The 16,449-nt window shown below is 65.6% G+C and carries 15 protein-coding genes and 1 pseudogene; 3 read left to right on the top strand and 13 right to left on the bottom strand.

Annotation, left to right across the window (positions count from 1 at the left end):
* Positions 1-4: 4 nt before the first annotated feature.
* The 8 genes from pqqB to pedF form a co-directional block, all read right to left on the bottom strand.
* Positions 5-919 carry a pyrroloquinoline quinone biosynthesis protein PqqB gene (pqqB, locus tag P7C00_RS12185; RefSeq protein ID WP_404939176.1) on the bottom strand — a complete coding sequence of 305 codons (915 nt, stop codon included), beginning with the start codon at positions 917-919 and terminating at the stop codon, positions 5-7.
* A gap of 61 nt (positions 920-980) precedes the next feature.
* Complete coding sequence (gene pqqA / locus P7C00_RS12180; protein ID WP_011060521.1) at positions 981-1,052, bottom strand: pyrroloquinoline quinone precursor peptide PqqA; 72 nt, start codon at positions 1,050-1,052, stop codon at positions 981-983.
* A gap of 313 nt (positions 1,053-1,365) precedes the next feature.
* Positions 1,366-2,886: an aldehyde dehydrogenase family protein gene (locus tag P7C00_RS12175; RefSeq protein WP_402887818.1), complete on the bottom strand. Its 1,521-nt coding sequence runs from the start codon at positions 2,884-2,886 to the stop codon at positions 1,366-1,368.
* A gap of 288 nt (positions 2,887-3,174) precedes the next feature.
* Positions 3,175-4,950: a PQQ-dependent alcohol dehydrogenase PedH gene (pedH, locus tag P7C00_RS12170; RefSeq protein WP_346635703.1), complete on the bottom strand. Its 1,776-nt coding sequence runs from the start codon at positions 4,948-4,950 to the stop codon at positions 3,175-3,177.
* A 139-nt stretch (positions 4,951-5,089) separates the two neighbouring features.
* Positions 5,090-6,019: a quinoprotein relay system zinc metallohydrolase 1 gene (locus tag P7C00_RS12165; protein ID WP_404939174.1), complete on the bottom strand. Its 930-nt coding sequence runs from the start codon at positions 6,017-6,019 to the stop codon at positions 5,090-5,092.
* A 35-nt stretch (positions 6,020-6,054) separates the two neighbouring features.
* Positions 6,055-6,825 (bottom strand): quinoprotein dehydrogenase-associated SoxYZ-like carrier, encoded by a 771-nt coding sequence (locus P7C00_RS12160; RefSeq protein ID WP_404939172.1) that lies wholly within the window; start codon positions 6,823-6,825, stop codon positions 6,055-6,057.
* 8 nt (positions 6,826-6,833) lie between these two features.
* Entirely contained in the window at positions 6,834-7,709 is an 876-nt protein-coding gene (locus P7C00_RS12155) for a substrate-binding periplasmic protein (protein ID WP_404939170.1), read from the bottom strand.
* Positions 7,710-7,714: 5 nt separating this feature from the next.
* Entirely contained in the window at positions 7,715-8,176 is a 462-nt protein-coding gene (gene pedF, locus P7C00_RS12150) for a cytochrome c-550 PedF (RefSeq protein WP_346635699.1), read from the bottom strand.
* A 253-nt stretch (positions 8,177-8,429) separates the two neighbouring features.
* On the opposite strand from pedF, the gene exaA reads away from it, so the two are divergent.
* Positions 8,430-10,325, top strand: coding sequence for a quinoprotein ethanol dehydrogenase (exaA, locus tag P7C00_RS12145; RefSeq protein WP_346635698.1), 1,896 nt, complete (start codon positions 8,430-8,432; stop codon positions 10,323-10,325).
* A gap of 208 nt (positions 10,326-10,533) precedes the next feature.
* A complete protein-coding gene (locus tag P7C00_RS12140; protein ID WP_404939168.1) occupies positions 10,534-11,193 on the top strand; it encodes a pentapeptide repeat-containing protein in 660 nt (219 codons plus the stop codon).
* A gap of 1,237 nt (positions 11,194-12,430) precedes the next feature.
* Here P7C00_RS12140 and P7C00_RS12135 read toward each other — a convergent pair.
* The 5 genes and pseudogenes from P7C00_RS12135 to P7C00_RS12115 form a co-directional block, all read right to left on the bottom strand.
* Positions 12,431-12,656 (bottom strand): annotated as a pseudogene (locus P7C00_RS12135) (type II toxin-antitoxin system RelE/ParE family toxin).
* Positions 12,657-12,757: 101 nt separating this feature from the next.
* A complete protein-coding gene (locus P7C00_RS12130) occupies positions 12,758-12,994 on the bottom strand; it encodes a type II toxin-antitoxin system ParD family antitoxin (RefSeq protein WP_011060512.1) in 237 nt (78 codons plus the stop codon).
* A 42-nt stretch (positions 12,995-13,036) separates the two neighbouring features.
* Positions 13,037-13,675, bottom strand: coding sequence for a response regulator (locus P7C00_RS12125; RefSeq protein WP_404939166.1), 639 nt, complete (start codon positions 13,673-13,675; stop codon positions 13,037-13,039).
* Positions 13,675-14,946, bottom strand: coding sequence for a HAMP domain-containing sensor histidine kinase (locus tag P7C00_RS12120; protein ID WP_346631579.1), 1,272 nt, complete (start codon positions 14,944-14,946; stop codon positions 13,675-13,677). Before P7C00_RS12120 ends, P7C00_RS12125 begins: the two co-directional genes overlap by 1 nt.
* A 2-nt stretch (positions 14,947-14,948) precedes the next feature.
* Complete coding sequence (locus P7C00_RS12115; protein ID WP_019092738.1) at positions 14,949-15,071, bottom strand: hypothetical protein; 123 nt, start codon at positions 15,069-15,071, stop codon at positions 14,949-14,951.
* A 191-nt stretch (positions 15,072-15,262) separates the two neighbouring features.
* Here P7C00_RS12115 and P7C00_RS12110 point away from each other — a divergent pair, with 191 nt between their 5' ends.
* Positions 15,263-16,447, top strand: a complete 1,185-nt coding sequence (locus tag P7C00_RS12110) for an ABC transporter substrate-binding protein (RefSeq protein WP_404939164.1) — start codon at positions 15,263-15,265, stop codon at positions 16,445-16,447.
* Positions 16,448-16,449 lie beyond the last annotated feature (2 nt).

Raw genomic sequence — 16,449 nt, 5'->3', positions numbered from 1 at the left:
CAGATCAGAGGTGAATATACATGCCGTCGTACGCCACTTCGATGCCACGGCGGGCCAGTTGCGCACGTTCGGCGGAGTCTTCGTCGAGGATCGGGTTGGTGTTGTTGATGTGGATCAGCACCTTGCGCGCCCGGGGAAAACGCTCCAGCACTTCAAGCATGCCGCCGGGGCCGCTTTGCGCCAGATGGCCCATTTCGCTGCCCAGCTTGTCGCCGACGCCACAGATGCGCATTTCATCGTCGCGCCACAGGGTGCCGTCCACCAGCAGGCAGTCGGCGCGATCCATCCACGCCAGCAAGGCCTCATCCACCTGCCCCAGCCCCGGGGCATAGAACAGGCTGGCGCCGCTGCGCCGATCCTCGATGAACAGGCCGATATTGTCCCCCGGATGCGGGTTGCCGCGATGGGGCGAATACGGCGGCGCGCTGCTGCGCAGGGCAATGGCCCGCAAGGCGAGGTCCGGGCAGGCCGGCAGGCTGAACTCACGGCCGTCGAGGTGGATCGGTTGCCACTCAAGGCCACCGTTCCAGTGGCCGAGCATGTTGAACAAGGGGAAGCCACTGCAGAGGTCCTGGTGGACCATCTCGGTGCACCAGACTTGATGCGGACAGCCCTCGCGCAGGCTGAGCAGCCCCGTGCAATGGTCGATCTGGCTATCCAGCAGAATCACCCCGGCCAGGGCCGTGTCCCGCAGCTGCCGGGCCGGTTGCAGCACCGGGAATGCCTCCAGCTGTTGGCGAATATCCGGCGAGGCATTGCACAGAATCCAGTCGCTGCCGCGGTCACTCAGGGCAATGGACGATTGGGTGCGGCGCTCGGCGCGCAGGCTGCCGTCGCGCACCCCGGCGCAGTGGCGGCAGTTGCAGTTCCACTGGGGAAAACCGCCACCCGCCGCGGAACCGAGAATGCGGATATGCATGACGTGCTCCAGAAGGGCAAAAGACTCCGGCCAACACCAGGAGCGGCCGGAGTGGGACGGCTCAGCGGTTGGCGAAGTACATGGTCACTTCAAAGCCAATGCGCAGATCGGTGTACGCGGGTTTATGCCACATGGGTCAAGCCTCTTGTTGTGCCGGGGGATTCCGGTAGAGGCATTAATGCACGGGAGGCGCGGGGGCCGAATGCTACTTTGGGACGAGCCGGCGGGGTGCATTGGTAGGGGGAGATTGGGGGTTGGTCTTGCGGGCCTCTTCGCCAGCAAGCTGGCTCCTACAGGGATGGCGGTGGTGCGGGCTTGCCCCGGTAGGGGGCGCGCATCGCGTGCTGCGCCCACAACGCACACGGGGAGGTGCCCACCCATGAGCCCTCCCCGTGTCCGTCCCGCACAAGCGCGGTGGCACCCAACCACCGCGCCTGCTGTTGCCCTTAGAAGAAGCCCAGGGGATTGATGTCGTAGCTCACCAGCAGGTTCTTGGTCTGCTGGTAGTGGTCGAGCATCATCTTGTGAGTCTCGCGACCCACGCCGGATTTCTTGTAGCCACCGAACGCGGCGTGGGCCGGGTACAGGTGGTAGCAGTTGGTCCACACCCGACCGGCCTTGATCGCCCGGCCCATGCGGTAGGCGCGGTTGATGTCACGGGTCCAGAGCCCGGCGCCCAGGCCGAACTCGCTGTCGTTGGCAATCGCCAGGGCTTCGGCTTCGTCCTTGAAGGTGGTCACGCCCACCACCGGGCCAAAGATCTCTTCCTGGAACACGCGCATCTTGTTGTGGCCCTTGAGCAGGGTCGGCTGGATGTAATAACCGCTGGACAGGTCACCTTCCAACAGCTCGGCGGCGCCGCCGGTGAGCAGTTCGGCGCCCTCCTCCTGGGCGATCTGCAGGTAGGAGAGGATCTTCTCGTACTGCTGCTGCGATGCCTGGGCGCCGACCATGGTCTCGGTGTCCAGGGGGTTGCCGCGCTTGATCTTGACGATCTTCTTCATCACCTCGGCCATGAACGGCTCGTAGATCGATTCCTGGACCAGGGCCCGGGACGGGCAGGTGCAGACTTCACCCTGGTTGAAGAACGCCAGCACCAGGCCTTCGGCAGCCTTTTCGATGAATTTGGGCTCGGCCTGCATGATGTCTTCGAAGAAGATGTTCGGCGACTTGCCGCCCAGTTCCACGGTGGACGGAATGATGTTCTCGGCGGCGCATTTCATGATGTGCGAGCCCACCGGGGTCGAGCCGGTGAAGGCGATCTTGGCAATGCGCTTGCTGGTGGCCAGGGCCTCGCCGGCCTCACGGCCAAAGCCCTGGACGATGTTCAGCACCCCGGCCGGCAGCAGGTCGGCGATCAGCTCGGCGAAGACCATGATCGACAGCGGGGTCTGCTCGGCAGGCTTGAGCACCACGCAGTTGCCGGCGGCCAGGGCCGGGGCCAGCTTCCAGGCGGCCATCAGCAGCGGGAAGTTCCACGGGATGATCTGCCCGACCACGCCCAGGGGTTCGTGGAAATGGTAGGCGGTGGTCAGTTCGTTGATCTCGGCGGCGCCGCCTTCCTGGGCGCGGATGCAGCCGGCGAAATAACGGAAGTGGTCGGCGGCCAGGGGCACGTCGGCATTGAGGGTTTCGCGCACCGCCTTGCCGTTGTCCCAGGTCTCGCTGACCGCGAGGATTTCCAGGTTCTGCTCGATGCGGTCGGCAATCTTCAGCAGCACCCGCGAGCGGTCCTGGACCGAGGTCTTGCCCCAGGCCTCGGCGGCGGCATGGGCGGCGTCCAGGGCCAGGTCGATATCGGCGGCGCTGGAACGGGGGAATTCGGCGATCACTTCACCGTTGACCGGCGAGGTGTTGGTGAAGTACTGGCCAGCCACCGGCGGCACGAACTGGCCGCCGATGAAATTGCCGTAGCGTGGCTTGAAGGACACGACGGCGCCTGGGGTTCCGGGTTGTGCGTAGATCATGCTGAGCCTCTGCTGGTCGAGGCCTGTCCAACGACAGGCGATGGACCGATGGTAGAGAGCCCCGGGTGCCGGACGAATCCATCGTTGGCAGGGGGGGCTCTCGTCATTTGGTCGTAGGTTGATTGCCCTGTGCGGGAGCCGGCTTGCCGATGAAGGCGCTCTTGCGGGCCTCTTCGCCAGCAAGCTGGCTCCTACGGTTGGCAGGGATATCGCGGGGGCTTTGTAGGAGCCGGCTTGCCGGCGAAAGCGGTCGTGCGGGCGCCTTCGCCAGCAAGCTGGCTCCTACGATTAGCGTTTGCTCACCAGCTCCTTGGGCAGTTTGAAGGTCCAGAGCATGCCGCCCTGGTTGAAGTCCTTGACCCGCTTGGCCACTTCGCCGCCCCACAGCGGCACCGCACCGCCCCATCCGGAGAGCACCGAGACGTACTGTTCGCCGTCCATCTCCCAGGTCACGGGCGAACCCAGGACCCCGGAGCCGGTCTGGAACTCCCAGACCTTCTCGCCGGTCTTGGCGTTGAACGCCTGGAGGAAGCCTTCAGGCGTGCCGGTGAACACCAGGTTGCCCTTGGTGGTCAGCACCCCGCCCCACAGCGGCGCGAAGTTCTTGTGGCGCCAGACTTCCTTGCCGCTGATCGGGTCGATGGCCCGCAGCACGCCGATGTAGTCCTCGTTGAGTGGCTTGATGGTGAAGCCCGCGCCGAGGAACGCCGCGCCCTTCTTGTAGGCGATGCCTTCGTTCCAGATGTCCATGCCCCATTCGTTGGACGGTACATAGAACAGCCCGGTGTCGCGGTTGTAGGCCATGGGCATCCAGTTCTTGGCGCCGAGAAAGGCCGGGGCGACGAACACCGAACTGCCCTTGGCTTCGCTGCCCGGGGCGCCGGGACGGCTGGCCTCGTTGTAGATCGGCCGACCGTTCTTATCCAGACCGGTGGCCCAGGTGATCTTGTCGACAAAGGGGAAGCCGCGGATGAACTTGCCGTTGGTGCGATCGAGCACGTAGAAGAAGCCGTTGCGGTCGGCGGTGGCGGCGGCCTTGATCTCCTTGCCGCCCTCCTTGTAGTTGAAGGAGATCAGCTCGTTGACGCCGTCAAAGTCCCACCCGTCGTGGGGGGTGCTCTGGAAGTGCCACTTGATGGTGCCGTCGTCCGGGTTCAGGGCCAGGCGCGACGAGGAATACAGGTTGTCGCCGGGGCGCAGGTGCGAGTTCCACGGCGCCGGGTTGCCGGTGCCGAACAGCAGCAGGTTGGTTTCCGGGTCGTAGTAGCCACCGAGCCACGGCGCCGCGCCGCCGGTCTTCCACAGATCGCCCGGCCAGGTCTTGCCCGCCTCGCCACCGGAAATACCGTTCTCGATGGCCTTGCCGTCCTTGTACACATAGCCCATGTGGCCTTCCACGGTGGGGCGCATCCACAGCAGCTCGCCGTTTTTCGGATCGTAGGCCTGGATCTTGCCAACCACGCCGAACTCGCCGCCGGCGACCCCGGTGATCAGCTTGCCGTTGACCATCATCGGTGCCGCGCTGATGGAATACCCCTCTTTGTGGTCAGCGACCTTCTTGCTCCACACCACCTTGCCGGTGTCCTTGTTCAGGGCCACCAGCTTGGCGTCCAGGGTGCCAAAGAACACCAGGTCGCCGTACAGCGCCACGCCGCGGTTGATCACGTCGCAGCAAGGGCGAATGTCATCGGGCAGGCGCGCGTCGTACTGCCAGAGCTTCTTGCCGGTGCGCGCATCCACGGCGAACACCCGGGAATAGGAACCGGTCATGTACATCACCCCGTCCTTGATCAGTGGCTGGGCCTGCTGGCCGCGCTGCTTCTCGCCGCCGAAGGAGAAAGCCCAGACCGGCCGCAGTTCCTTGACGTTATCGACGTTGAGCAGGTCCAGCGGGCTGTAGCGCTGGCCCTGGACGCCCAGGCCGTTGGTGACGATCTGCTCAGGGTTCTTCGGGTCCTGGAGGATCTCTTCATCGGTGACGGCGGCCAAGGCCGCGCTGGACAGCAGCATGGCGCTGAGCACCAGGCTCACGGCGAAAAAGGGACGACGTGGGGGTTGGGTCATGACGGCTACCTCTGCGGTTATTGTTGTTCCCGGGAAATTTTCCCGGTCTGCCGGGAATTCTTGGTCCCGGCCTGTTTGCCAACAATTGCCCGCAGTGCGGAGTTTTCTAGTTCCTTGGTACTGGAGCGGCAACCGGCGCCTACAGGCCGTCGATACGCTGCAGGCGCTGGCGTTCGTAACGCGGGTACAGGTGGCTGACGCTGCGGATCAACTCGTAGCGAGTCAGGCTGATGCCGGCAAAACGCTCGGGGATCGGGCGGCGGATCATCTCGCTCATGTCGTCACCCCGGGCCGCGCCGTCGCGCATCAACCCGTCGAGCCAACCCAGGTAGTCGCGCATCTGGGCAAAGGGCGCAGCATCGCTGGCCACCGGTCCGTGCCCGGGAACGATCAGTTTCCACGACAGGCCCTGCAAGGTATCCAGGTCCTTGAGCCATGCCTCCAGCCCCGGGCTGTTGGGGGTGGTCAGCGCCCGCTGGTAGAACACCAGATCACCGGCAAACAGCACCCCGGTGTTCTCGTCGAGAATCGCCAGATCGGCACCGGTGTGCCCACTCAAACCGAGCAAGCGCAAGCGATGCCCGCCCACTTCGAGAACGCCGGGCTCCAGCACCTGGGTCGGCAACACCACCTCGGTGCCGCGCATCCAGTCGCCGACCATGCGGTACAGGTTCTCGGCCATGGCGTCGCCCTGCTGGCGCAGCAGGGCGGTGGTGCCGGCCAGGGCGCCGATGGGCACGTCACTGAAAGCCTGGTTGCCCAGCACATGGTCAGGGTGATGATGGGTCAGCAGCAGCTGGATCACCGGCTTGTCGGTGGTGGCGGCAATGGCTTGGCGCAGGGCCTCGCCGTAGCGCTTCGATGGTCCGCTGTCGATCACCACCACGCCGCTGTCGGTGACGATAAACGCCGTGTTGACGATGTTGCCGCCATTGGCCTTGGCGAAATTGTCGGTGCTGCCTTCCAGCAGCCAGGTCCCCGCGGCGATCTGCCGGGGCTTGAGTTGATAGTCCAGATCGGCCCGGGCCGGCAGGCCCAGGCACAGCAGCAACAGCAGGATCCAACGCATGGTGCGCCTCGGCTCGGGTGGGTCAAAGGATGCGCTCAGGGCAGCTTGGCCTCGAACTGATTGCCGCTGTTGTCGCGCAACAGCAAACGGGTCTGCCCTGCCCCTCGGATAGCGAACCCCAGGCTGGGGTTTTCGCTGACCGCCGGGAACAGTTCGAGGCTGGCCAGACGCTGATCGTTCTGGTCGCGCAATTCGGCGTGATTGAGGAAGAACTCAGGGATGCCGCTGACCAGGCCGTTGTCCATCGGGTGGGACACTTGCAGGCGCAGGCGGCTGGCATCACCCCGGGGATAGCGCCCGCCCAGCACCTCGCCGATGTGCTCTTCCCAACCGGGCTGGGTACGCACCACGCTGGGGGCGGTGCAGCCACCACCCGCAGCATCGATCAGGGTCGAGCCCACGTGCCACAGGCCATCGCGGGTCAGCACGGCGGCGCGCAACGGCGTGGCCTGCTCGATGCGGATGCGGATCGACAGCCAGGGCAGCACCCGCTCCCCCGGCTCGAAATCGACAATGCGCGGCAAGGGGTTGAGCTCGGCCCAGGCGAGGATGCGCACCACCTCGCCGGTGAAGGCCCGGGCGTCGATCTCCAGGGGCACCTGCCGCGCATCCTCGGCAAAGGGCGGCGCCAGCAGCTTGACCCGGTCATCGAAGACGAACGCGGCATCGCCCAGCAGTTGCTTGTGGTAGAAGGCCCACATCACCGAGGGCACCGGGTCCGGACCCGGGGCCTGCGGATCGGCGGCCAGCGCCGGGGTCGCCAAGGGCAGCCAGCACACCAACAGACAGGTCGCTCGCCAGTTCATCGCAGCTCCTATTGATACATCTCCGGGACCTCGTAGCGCAGGCCATAACGGGCGTAGAGCGCCTTGAGCCGACCGTCGCGGATCAGCCCCTCCAGGGCCTCCTCCACGGCATAGGCCAGCTGGCGGTTGCTTTCATGCACCGCCATGCCGATCTCCCACACCTGCTTGCCCATGTTCGGGTAGGCGTTTTCCGCCAGGGCCAGTTGCGGGTCACCGGCCTCGTGCAACTGCCAGTCGATCTCGCCGCGCATGGCCATCACCGCGTCCACCTGCCCGGCCCGCAGAGCGTCGAACGCCTGCTGCACGCTGGGGTAATGATGGGTCTTGGCACTGAGCATGCCGTTGAACACCGAGGTCAGGTAGAACGACGGCACGCTGTCCACCTCGACCCCGATCGGGTGCTCCTGGAACACCGCGACACTGGCCACCGAGTCCAGCCGGCGGCGGTCGAATGCCACCTGCCAGCGCTCCTCCTGATAGGGGCCGAACATCACCACGTGATCGTTGGCCAGCTCCCCCAGTTCGTTGCGCTTTTGCGCGTAGTCGTGGTCATAGGGCACGCGCATCATCAGGTCGGCCAACTGCTGGTGGCGCAGCGGACTGCCGCGCCAGATGTAGTCCCGCAAATCGTCGTCGAGCTTCTCTCCCGGGGGCGCCCAGATCAGTTGCAGGCGCACTCCCAGGGCCTCGGCCAGGGCTTGCGCCAGCTCGACGTCGACGCCCCGGGGCTGGCCCCGATCCTCGAAGCTGTAGGGGGCGAAATCCTGGTACACCGCCACCTTCAGCTCACCGGAGGCGATCATCGTGTCGTAGTTGCGCACCCCGGCCTGCGCCGCCGCGCAGCACAGCAGCAAGCCACTGAAAAACAGCGCCAGGCGGCCCATGGCGATCACTCCTCGACGCGCACGCTGTCCAGGTAGGTGCGCACCGCCCACAGGGCTTCCTGGCTCAAGTAGTCGGCCATCTTCGGCATGTACACCCGACCATCGCGCACCGCGCCGTGGCGCACCCGCTCGACGAACCATTCATCCCCGGCCTCGCCGGCATCGAGCATGCGCAGGTCCGGAGCGATGCCGCCGGACTTGGCTTCCAGGCCATGGCAGGCGGCGCAGTTCTGGTTGTAGGCCGAGGCACCGATTTCCACTGCCTTGTCGTGCTCGGGCGAGGTGCGGTACGGGTTGACCGCGGCCCAGCCGTCGCCATCGACGCTCACACCGGCATCCTTGATCGGCGTCAGTCCCTTGGTTTCCACCGCCTGGGGCACCACGTTGCCATGGGCCCATACGGAACCGGTGAACACGGCACCGGTCAGCAACCCTACCGCGAGCAAGGCGTTGCGTTTTGTTGTCATTGTTATGCCCTCAAGATTGCACGCAAGACCTCAATACAGAGGCCATGGCGCCATCTTAGAAACAGCCGGCGGGCGGCCGTATGCTGCTTTGGTGGTCGCGCTCTACTCCCTTGGTAGTAGGGCTTGTGGCGCGGGCCTAAATCAGGTGCCGCCCGGGAACTATTCCCGGCAAGGGCGGGACTTTTTCCGTATCTCAACACCCGTCCCGGGGCAGACCCTAGTCAGGCCAAAACCTCCACTGGGAACTGCAACCATGACAATAAGATCGCTCCCCGCCCTCTCCCCCCTGAGCCTCGCCGTCCGGGCCCTGCTGCTGGCCGGCAGCCTGTCCCTGGGCGCGGCGGCCACAGCGGCCACCGCCCCGGCGGCACCTGCCAGCAAGAACGTGACCTGGGAAGACATCGCCAACGACCACCTGAGCACCCAGGACGTGCTGCAGTACGGCATGGGCACCAACGCCCAGCGCTGGAGCCCGCTGGCCCAGGTCAACGACAAGAACGTGTTCAAGCTGACCCCGGCCTGGTCCTACTCCTTCGGTGACGAGAAGCAGCGCGGCCAGGAATCCCAGGCCATCGTCCGCGACGGCGTGGTCTACGTCACCGGCTCCTACTCGCGGGTATTTGCCCTGGACGCCAAGACCGGCAAGCGCCTGTGGACTTACAACCACCGCCTGCCGGACAACATTCGCCCGTGCTGCGACGTGGTCAACCGCGGTGCGGCGATCTACGGCGACAAGATCTACTTCGGCACCCTCGACGCCCGGGTCATCGCCCTGGACAAGAACACCGGCAAGGTGGTGTGGAACAAGAAATTCGGCGACCACAGCGCGGGCTACACCATGACCGGCGCCCCGGTGCTGATCAAGGACAAGACCAGCGGCAAGGTGCTGCTGATCCACGGTAGCTCCGGCGACGAATTCGGCGTGGTCGGCCAGCTGTTCGCCCGTGACCCGGAGACCGGCGAAGAAGTGTGGATGCGGCCTTTCGTCGAAGGCCACATGGGCCGTCTGAACGGCAAGGACAGCACCCCCACCGGCGACGTCAAGGCACCGTCCTGGCCGGACGACAAGACCAGCGAAACCGGCAAGGTCGAAGCCTGGAGCCACGGCGGCGGCGCCCCTTGGCAGAGCGCCAGCTTCGATGCCGAGACCAACACCATCATCGTCGGCGCCGGCAACCCCGGCCCGTGGAACACCTGGGCGCGGACCTCGAAAGACGGCAACCCCCACGACTACGACAGCCTCTACACCTCGGGCCAGGTCGGCGTCGACCCGAGCACCGGCGAAGTGAAATGGTTCTACCAGCACACGCCGAACGACGCCTGGGACTTCTCCGGCAACAACGAACTGGTGCTGTTCGACTACAAGAACAAGGACGGCAAGGTGGTCAAGGCCACCGGCCACGCCGACCGCAACGGCTTCTTCTACGTGGTAGACCGCAACAACGGCAAACTGCAGAACGCCTTCCCCTTTGTCGACAACATCACCTGGGCCAGCCACATCGACCTCAAGACCGGGCGCCCCGTAGAGAATCCCGGCCAGCGTCCGGCCAAACCGCTGCCGGGTGAAACCAAGGGCAAGCCGGTGGAAGTCTCGCCGCCGTTCCTGGGTGGCAAGAACTGGAACCCCATGGCCTACAGCCAGGACACCGGGCTGTTCTACATCCCCGGCAACCAGTGGAAGGAGGAGTACTGGACCGAGGAAGTGAACTACAAGAAAGGCTCGGCGTACCTGGGAATGGGCTTCCGTATCAAGCGCATGTACGACGACCACGTCGGCACCCTGCGCGCCATGGACCCGACTACCGGCAAGCTGGTGTGGGAGCACAAGGAACAGCTGCCGCTGTGGGCCGGCGTCTTGGCGACCAAGGGCAACCTGGTGTTCACCGGCACCGGTGACGGCTTCTTCAAGGCCTTCGATGCCAAGACCGGCAAGGAGCTGTGGAAATTCCAGACCGGCAGCGGCATCGTCTCGCCGCCCATCACCTGGGAACAGGACGGCGAACAGTACATCGGCGTGACCGTGGGCTACGGCGGCGCGGTACCACTGTGGGGCGGCGACATGGCCGAGCTGACCAAGCCGGTGGCCCAAGGCGGTTCGTTCTGGGTGTTCAAGATCCCGAGCTGGGATAACCAGAGCGCCCAGCGCTGATCGTCACCGCCCTATCTGTGGCGAGGGAGCTTGCTCCCGCTGGGCCGGGCTGGCGTACCAGCGCGCAGCGGCCCCGAAACCCGCCCCGGGATGTACCAGACACACCCCGGGGGCCGGGTTCTGGACGGCTACGACCCCAGGGCGCCGGTCGACCGGGAGCCCGCCTTCTCGCCACCCCCGTCTTCACTCCCGCCTGGAGCACCGCACCATGAACTACCTGCCCCTTGTCCTGCTGTTGAGCCTGTCCCCCGCCTTCGCGGTGAACATCGACGACGACGGCAACGACGTCCCCCTGACCATCAACGGCTGCCTGATTGCCGAATCCAGCCAATGCCCGGGTGCCAACCTGCGCGGCGCCAACCTGGCCAACCAGGACCTGCGCAAGATGAACCTGGCCGGCGCCGACCTCTCCGGCGCCGACCTGCGCCATGCCCAACTGGACCTGGCCAACCTGGAAAAAGCCCGCCTGCAGGGCGCCAACCTGACCCGCGCCAGCCTGCAACAGAGCAACCTGCGGCTGGCGGACTTCACCGACGCCAAGCTGATGGCGATTCAGGGCTGGGGCCTGTTTGCCCAGGGCGCGCAATTCGAGAACGCCAACCTCAGCGCGGCCTATCTGCAATTTGCCCGGCTGTCCGGAGCCAAGCTGCACCGGGCCAATCTGCAGGCGGCGGATCTGGAGATGGCCTGGTTGAACAAGGCCGACCTGCAAGGGGCCAATCTGAGCGAGGCCAATCTGCAAGAGGCCAAGTTGGGCGAGAGCAATCTGGAGCGGGCCGATTTGCGCGGGACGCGGCAGCATTATGGGAATTTTCAGGATGCCAATATGGAGGGGTGTGGGGGGTGTCCGGGGACGTGGGATAAGTAGGGGGGGCATATTCGGTGCTGCGGGTGGGGCGGCTTATGATTCCGCTTTTACAGCAGGGATTGGGTACATATCCATTCCTGCGGGTGGGGCGGATATTGGTTCCGCTCTTACAGCGGCTCACTTTTGAAAAGCGCAAAAGTAAGCAAAACGCTCTGCCCCTCCACTCGGTGCCTCGCCTAGGCTCGGCATGCCTTCACTCCGGCATTGATCCGTGGGCCGCCGCCACCGGCCATCCCTGGCCGGGTGGCGGCTAACCCGGCATCCCTGCCGGGTTACCCACGGCTCAATGCCTGCGTTCAGCCATCGTGGTTAACGGGGCGTTCAGATCAAAATCAAAATCAAGAGCGCGACGGCGGCCTTGCGGCCGGCCTGAAGCTAAGGGTGGGTGCGTTTCTGTAGGAGCTGGCTTGCCAGCGAAGGCGTCGGCCCGGGCGCTGCATGACTTACGGGCCTCTTCGCCGGCAAGCCGGCTCCTACGGGGAACTGCACGGTCTATCTGTCTGCTGTAGGAGCTGGCTTGCCAGCGAAGGCGTCCGCCCAGGCGCTGCATGACTTACGGGCCTCTTCGCCGGCAAGCCGGCTCCTACGGGGAACTGCACGGTCTATCTGACTGCTGTAGGAGCTGGCTTGCCAGCGAAGGCGCCCGCCCAGGCGCTACATGTCTCACGGGCCTCTTCGCCGGCAAGCCGGCTCCTACGGGGAACTGCACGGTCTATCTGACTGCTGTAGGAGCTGGCTTGCCAGCGAAGGCGCCCGCCCAGGCGCTGCATGACTTACGGGCCTCTTCGCCGGCAAGCCGGCTCCTACGGACAGCGCGTAAACGCGCTTGGCTTTTGATCTTGCTCTTGCTCTTGATCTTCAGGCCCCTTTCCAGCCGGCCGAGCGTAGGCGTTGCGTAGGGGGCAGCTCGGCAAGGATGCCGAGCTAGCCGCCACCCGGCCATGGATGGCCGGTTGGCGGCGGGCCCCCGGAGCAATGCCGGAGAGAGGGCACCCCGAGCCCCAGCGAGGGGCCCATGGAGGGGCAAGCGTTTTTGCTTACTTTTCGCTGGGCCGGCACTCCGGCGTTTGAAAAAAGTGAGTCGCCGTAAGGGCGAAACCCTAAGTGGCCGTTACCGCAGCAATGGATATGTACCCAAACCCCAAACCATCAAGACGAAACCACCAGCAGCCACACCCGCAGCAACGGATATACACCCCACCCCCTCACCACAAAAAGCCCCCAACATCCCCCACCACTACCGGAAAACACCTTCAGCCAACCACTCAGGAAAGTCCCGCATACCATGCAAAACCCGCCATACGTCGATGTAGTCATCGCGTTCAACGTAGAACACCAGATAGGGATAGCGCTTCAGCGGCCAGCAAAGCCCCCCCCGGCAGATCCAGCTCGTGGGCGTAGCGAGACATACCCGAGGCCGGATGGCGGCCGATATGAAGATAGGCCTTTTCCAAAGCATCGATAAAACCGAGCGCAGCCTGCTCGGCCTGTTGGTCAAGCTAGTCGCTGATAGCGCCTCCCACGTCCTGGCTGGCAAGGGCACGTGGCATGACCGGCTTGGCTTTCATCCTCGCGCCTTGTGAACCCTGGCACGCAGGGATTCGAAATAGTCACCCTGCACAGCAGTGCCCGGCGCCGATTGAGCACCGGCCAACAACAGGCCACGCAGATGTTGCCGATCCTGATCCTTGCGAATCAGCTCACGCACATATTCACTGCTGGTGCTGTAGCCGCGCTGGCTGACTTGATCATCGACAAAGGACTTGAGAGCGTCCGGCAGGGAGATGTTCATGGTGCTCATGGCTTTGTCCGCTTTTGACAAAATTTACCAAACCATACCCCCTCACCCCGCCACCCGCACCACCCCCATATCAATCCCCAAATGCACCAACTCCGCATGGGAGCTGACCTGCAGCTTGCTCTTGAGCAAGGTCAAATGGTTGGACACAGTCTTGGCGCTGATGCACAGCTGCTCGGCAATCACCCGCGCCGGGGTGCCCTTGGCCAGCATCACGAAGATCTCCAGCTCGCGCTGGGTCATGCTCTGCAAACGCGGGTCGCTGGCGTTCTGCACCGGGGTGCAGGCCAGTTGGGTGGCCAGGGGCTGTTCGATGTAGGCGTGCCCGGCCAGCACTCGGTGCACCGCTTCGATCAGCACCTGGGGCGCGGAGTTCTTGGTCAGGTAACCCGAGGCGCCCGCCTCCAGGGCCTGGCGCACCAGGGGCAGTTCGTCGTGCATGCTGAAGAACAGCACCCGCAGTTGCGGCAGGCGCTGGCGCAGGCGGCGGGTGGTCTCCAGGCCGCTGATACCCGGCAGGCCGAAATCCATGATCACCAGTTGCGGCACGTCTTCGGCCACTCGGGCCAGGGCCTCTTCGCCGCTGGCCGCTTCGCGTACCTGCATCGCCGGCAATACCGCGCGCAGCAGGCTGGCATAGCCCTGGCGGACCACGGCGTGGTCATCCACCAACAAGATGTTCATCAGGCCTCCATGGGAATGTTCAAGGGCATGTTCAAGGCCAGTGCCCAACCGGCGCCGGGACGGCTGAGGATGTGCAGTTCGCCACCCAGGCTGCGGGCGCGTTCGGCCATCGAGTGCAGGCCGACGCCGGGGCGTTGGGGCTGGGGGGCGCCGCAGCCGTTGTCGCGCACCAGCAGGCGCAAGCCCCGGGCGCTGCGTTGCAGGCGCACCCGAACCTGGCTGGCGCCGGCGTGCCGGGCGACATTGGTCAGCGCTTCTTGCAGCAGACGGTAGAGGTGGGTCTTGCTCACGTCGGGCAACGCCGGAAGGTCGGCGCCCACCCGCAACTGGCAATCGATGCCCTGGCTGTCCTGCCATTGGCTCACCAGCAAACCGAAGGCTTCGGCCAGCGGCAAGTGCTGCAGCACCACCGGGTACAAGTCCTGCACCAGGGCGCGAAAGCCCTGCTGCAAACGCTCGCAGTTGAGCTCCAGGGCTTGGGCCGTGTGTTCCACCACCGTAGGCTGGTCGGCCACCATGCGCAGCAGGCAGACCTGAGCGCGAATGCCCGCCAGGTATTGCCCGAGGTCGTCGTGCAGGGTCTGCGCCAGGTAGGTGCGTTCGCGCTCCTGCACCGCCAGCAGGGCCTGGGTCAGTTGGGTGTTGTCGGCCCGGGTCTGTTCCAGGGTCGTGGTCATGCGGTTGAAGTGTCCGGCCAGTTGTCGCGCTTCCGGCAGGCCGGCCTCGCGCAGGCGCACCGCCAGTTGCCCACCGGATACCTGCTGCAAGGCCCGCAGTAAATCGTCCAGCAGGCCCATGCCGCGGCGGACCGCCCAGCGGATGCTCAGCAGGCTCAAGAGCAGGGCCAGGCCGCACAGGCTCAACAGCTGTTGCAGGGAATCCCAGACTTCATCGATCTCGTCGCGCGCGTCCACGGCGATCAGCACCCGGCGCCCGTCGCCCAGGTCCAGCTCGCGGGCGCTGTGGCGGCGGTCGCTGAACAGTTGGCGGCCGAGCCAGGCATCCAGCCCGGCCTGCTCGGGCATCTGTGCGGCCTCGTCCGGTGCCAGCCAGTGCACCCGCACATGACGCAGGCTTTGGGTCAGACGCGGTTGCAGGCCCGCCGGGTTGCGCTCGGCGCTGTCGCTGAGGTACTCCACCACCGCCTCGGCGGACTGCATCTCACGCTCGACATCGGCCACCGCCTGGTGCAGCAGCAAGCCGGCGCAGGCCAGGGTCACCACGGCAAAGAACGCCGTCACCCACAGGTTGATCCGCCACAGCGCCGACATGCCTAGCGCCCCGGAACCAGCGGCACCGCCAGGGGCACGACCGGGCGCGGGCCGTGCAGGCGATCGACGCCGATCAGGCTGAGAATCAGCAGCAAGGGCAGGAGCAGCACTTTGATGATGCGCATGGGCGTCGCTCTCAAGGTTCGGGCTCAGGGGTCGGGGCGGGTTCAGGCCAGGATCGAGGCCGCTGGGACCATGCTAAGACTGCCGCGCCCGCGCCGGGTTACTACCTTGGTACTGCCCGGGCGCTACTTTCTGCATATTTCCCCGTCCCGGCACTGTTCCTATGCTGGCGCCACCTGCCGTGGAGCGCCCTATGCACAAGCCTGCCCCGCTTATCCCGACTTGCCTGCTGGTCCTGGCCTCGGTGCTGTTGTCCATGACCGTCAGCCAGGCCAGCGAGGAACCCTTGCAGGTGCGCATCGGTTACCTGGGCTATCGCCCCGATCCCGGCCCGCTGCTGTCCAACATCATCCCCGAGCCCGCCGACGCCGGGCTGCAAGGCGCCCAGTTGGCGATTGTCGACAGCAACAGCACCGGGCGCTTTCTCAAGCAGCAGTTCCAGCTCGACAGCGCCAGCGTCGACAGCCCCGCGGCCCTGCTGCAAGCCGCCAGGGCCCAGCACGACCAGGGCCTGCGGCTGTTCGTGGTGAATGCCCCGGCGGCCAGCCTGCGCGAATTGTCGGCGGCCCTGCCCGACAGCCTGCTGTTCAACGCCGGCAGCCCCGACGACCGCCTGCGCAGCAGCCAGTGCCTGAGCAACGTGCTGCACAGCCTGCCCGGCCGGGCGATGCTGGCCGACGCCCTGGTGCAGTTCATGGTGTTGCGCAAATGGCAGCGGGCCTTGCTGATCGTCGGCCAGACCGAGGACGACCGCGCCTACGCCGACGCCCTGCGCCGGGCCATGCAGCGCTTCGGCCTGAAGATCGTCGCCGAGAAGACCTGGAGCTTCGACAACGACCAGCGCCGCAGCGCCCAGGCCGACATGCCGCTGTTCACCCAGACCGCCGAGTACGACGTGGTGCTGGTGGCCGACGAGCGCGGCGACTTCGGCGAATACCTGCCCTACCAGACCTGGTACCCGCGCCCGGTGGCCGGCACCCAGGGCCTGACCCCCACCGGCTGGCACAAGAGTGTCGAGACCTTCGGCGCCGCGCAGTTGCAAAAGCGCTTCGAAGCCCAGGCCGGACGCTGGATGAACGACCGCGACTTCGCCGCCTGGATGGCCGTGCGCAGCGTCGCCAGCGCCGTCAGCAAACTGCGCCAGGCCGACCCTCGGGCCCTGCAGGCGCTGCTGCTCAGCGACCAGCTGCCGCTGGACGGGTTCAAGGGCCGCAAGCTCAGCTACCGGCCGTGGAACGGCGAACTGCGCCAGCCGATTCCCCTGGTGCAACCCCGAGCCCTAGTCAGCACTTCGCCCCAGGACGGTTTCCTGCACCCCTTCAACGAAATGGACAGCCTGGGCTACGACCGTCCCGAAGTGACCTGCCGCTACCCCTGATC

It is taken from the genome of Pseudomonas sp. JDS08PS003 (genome assembly GCF_045013505.1).
Taxonomy (GTDB): domain Bacteria; phylum Pseudomonadota; class Gammaproteobacteria; order Pseudomonadales; family Pseudomonadaceae; genus Aquipseudomonas; species Aquipseudomonas protegens_B.
Note: the sequence above shows the minus strand (reverse complement) of the source record. Positions and strands in the feature narration are given on the sequence as shown.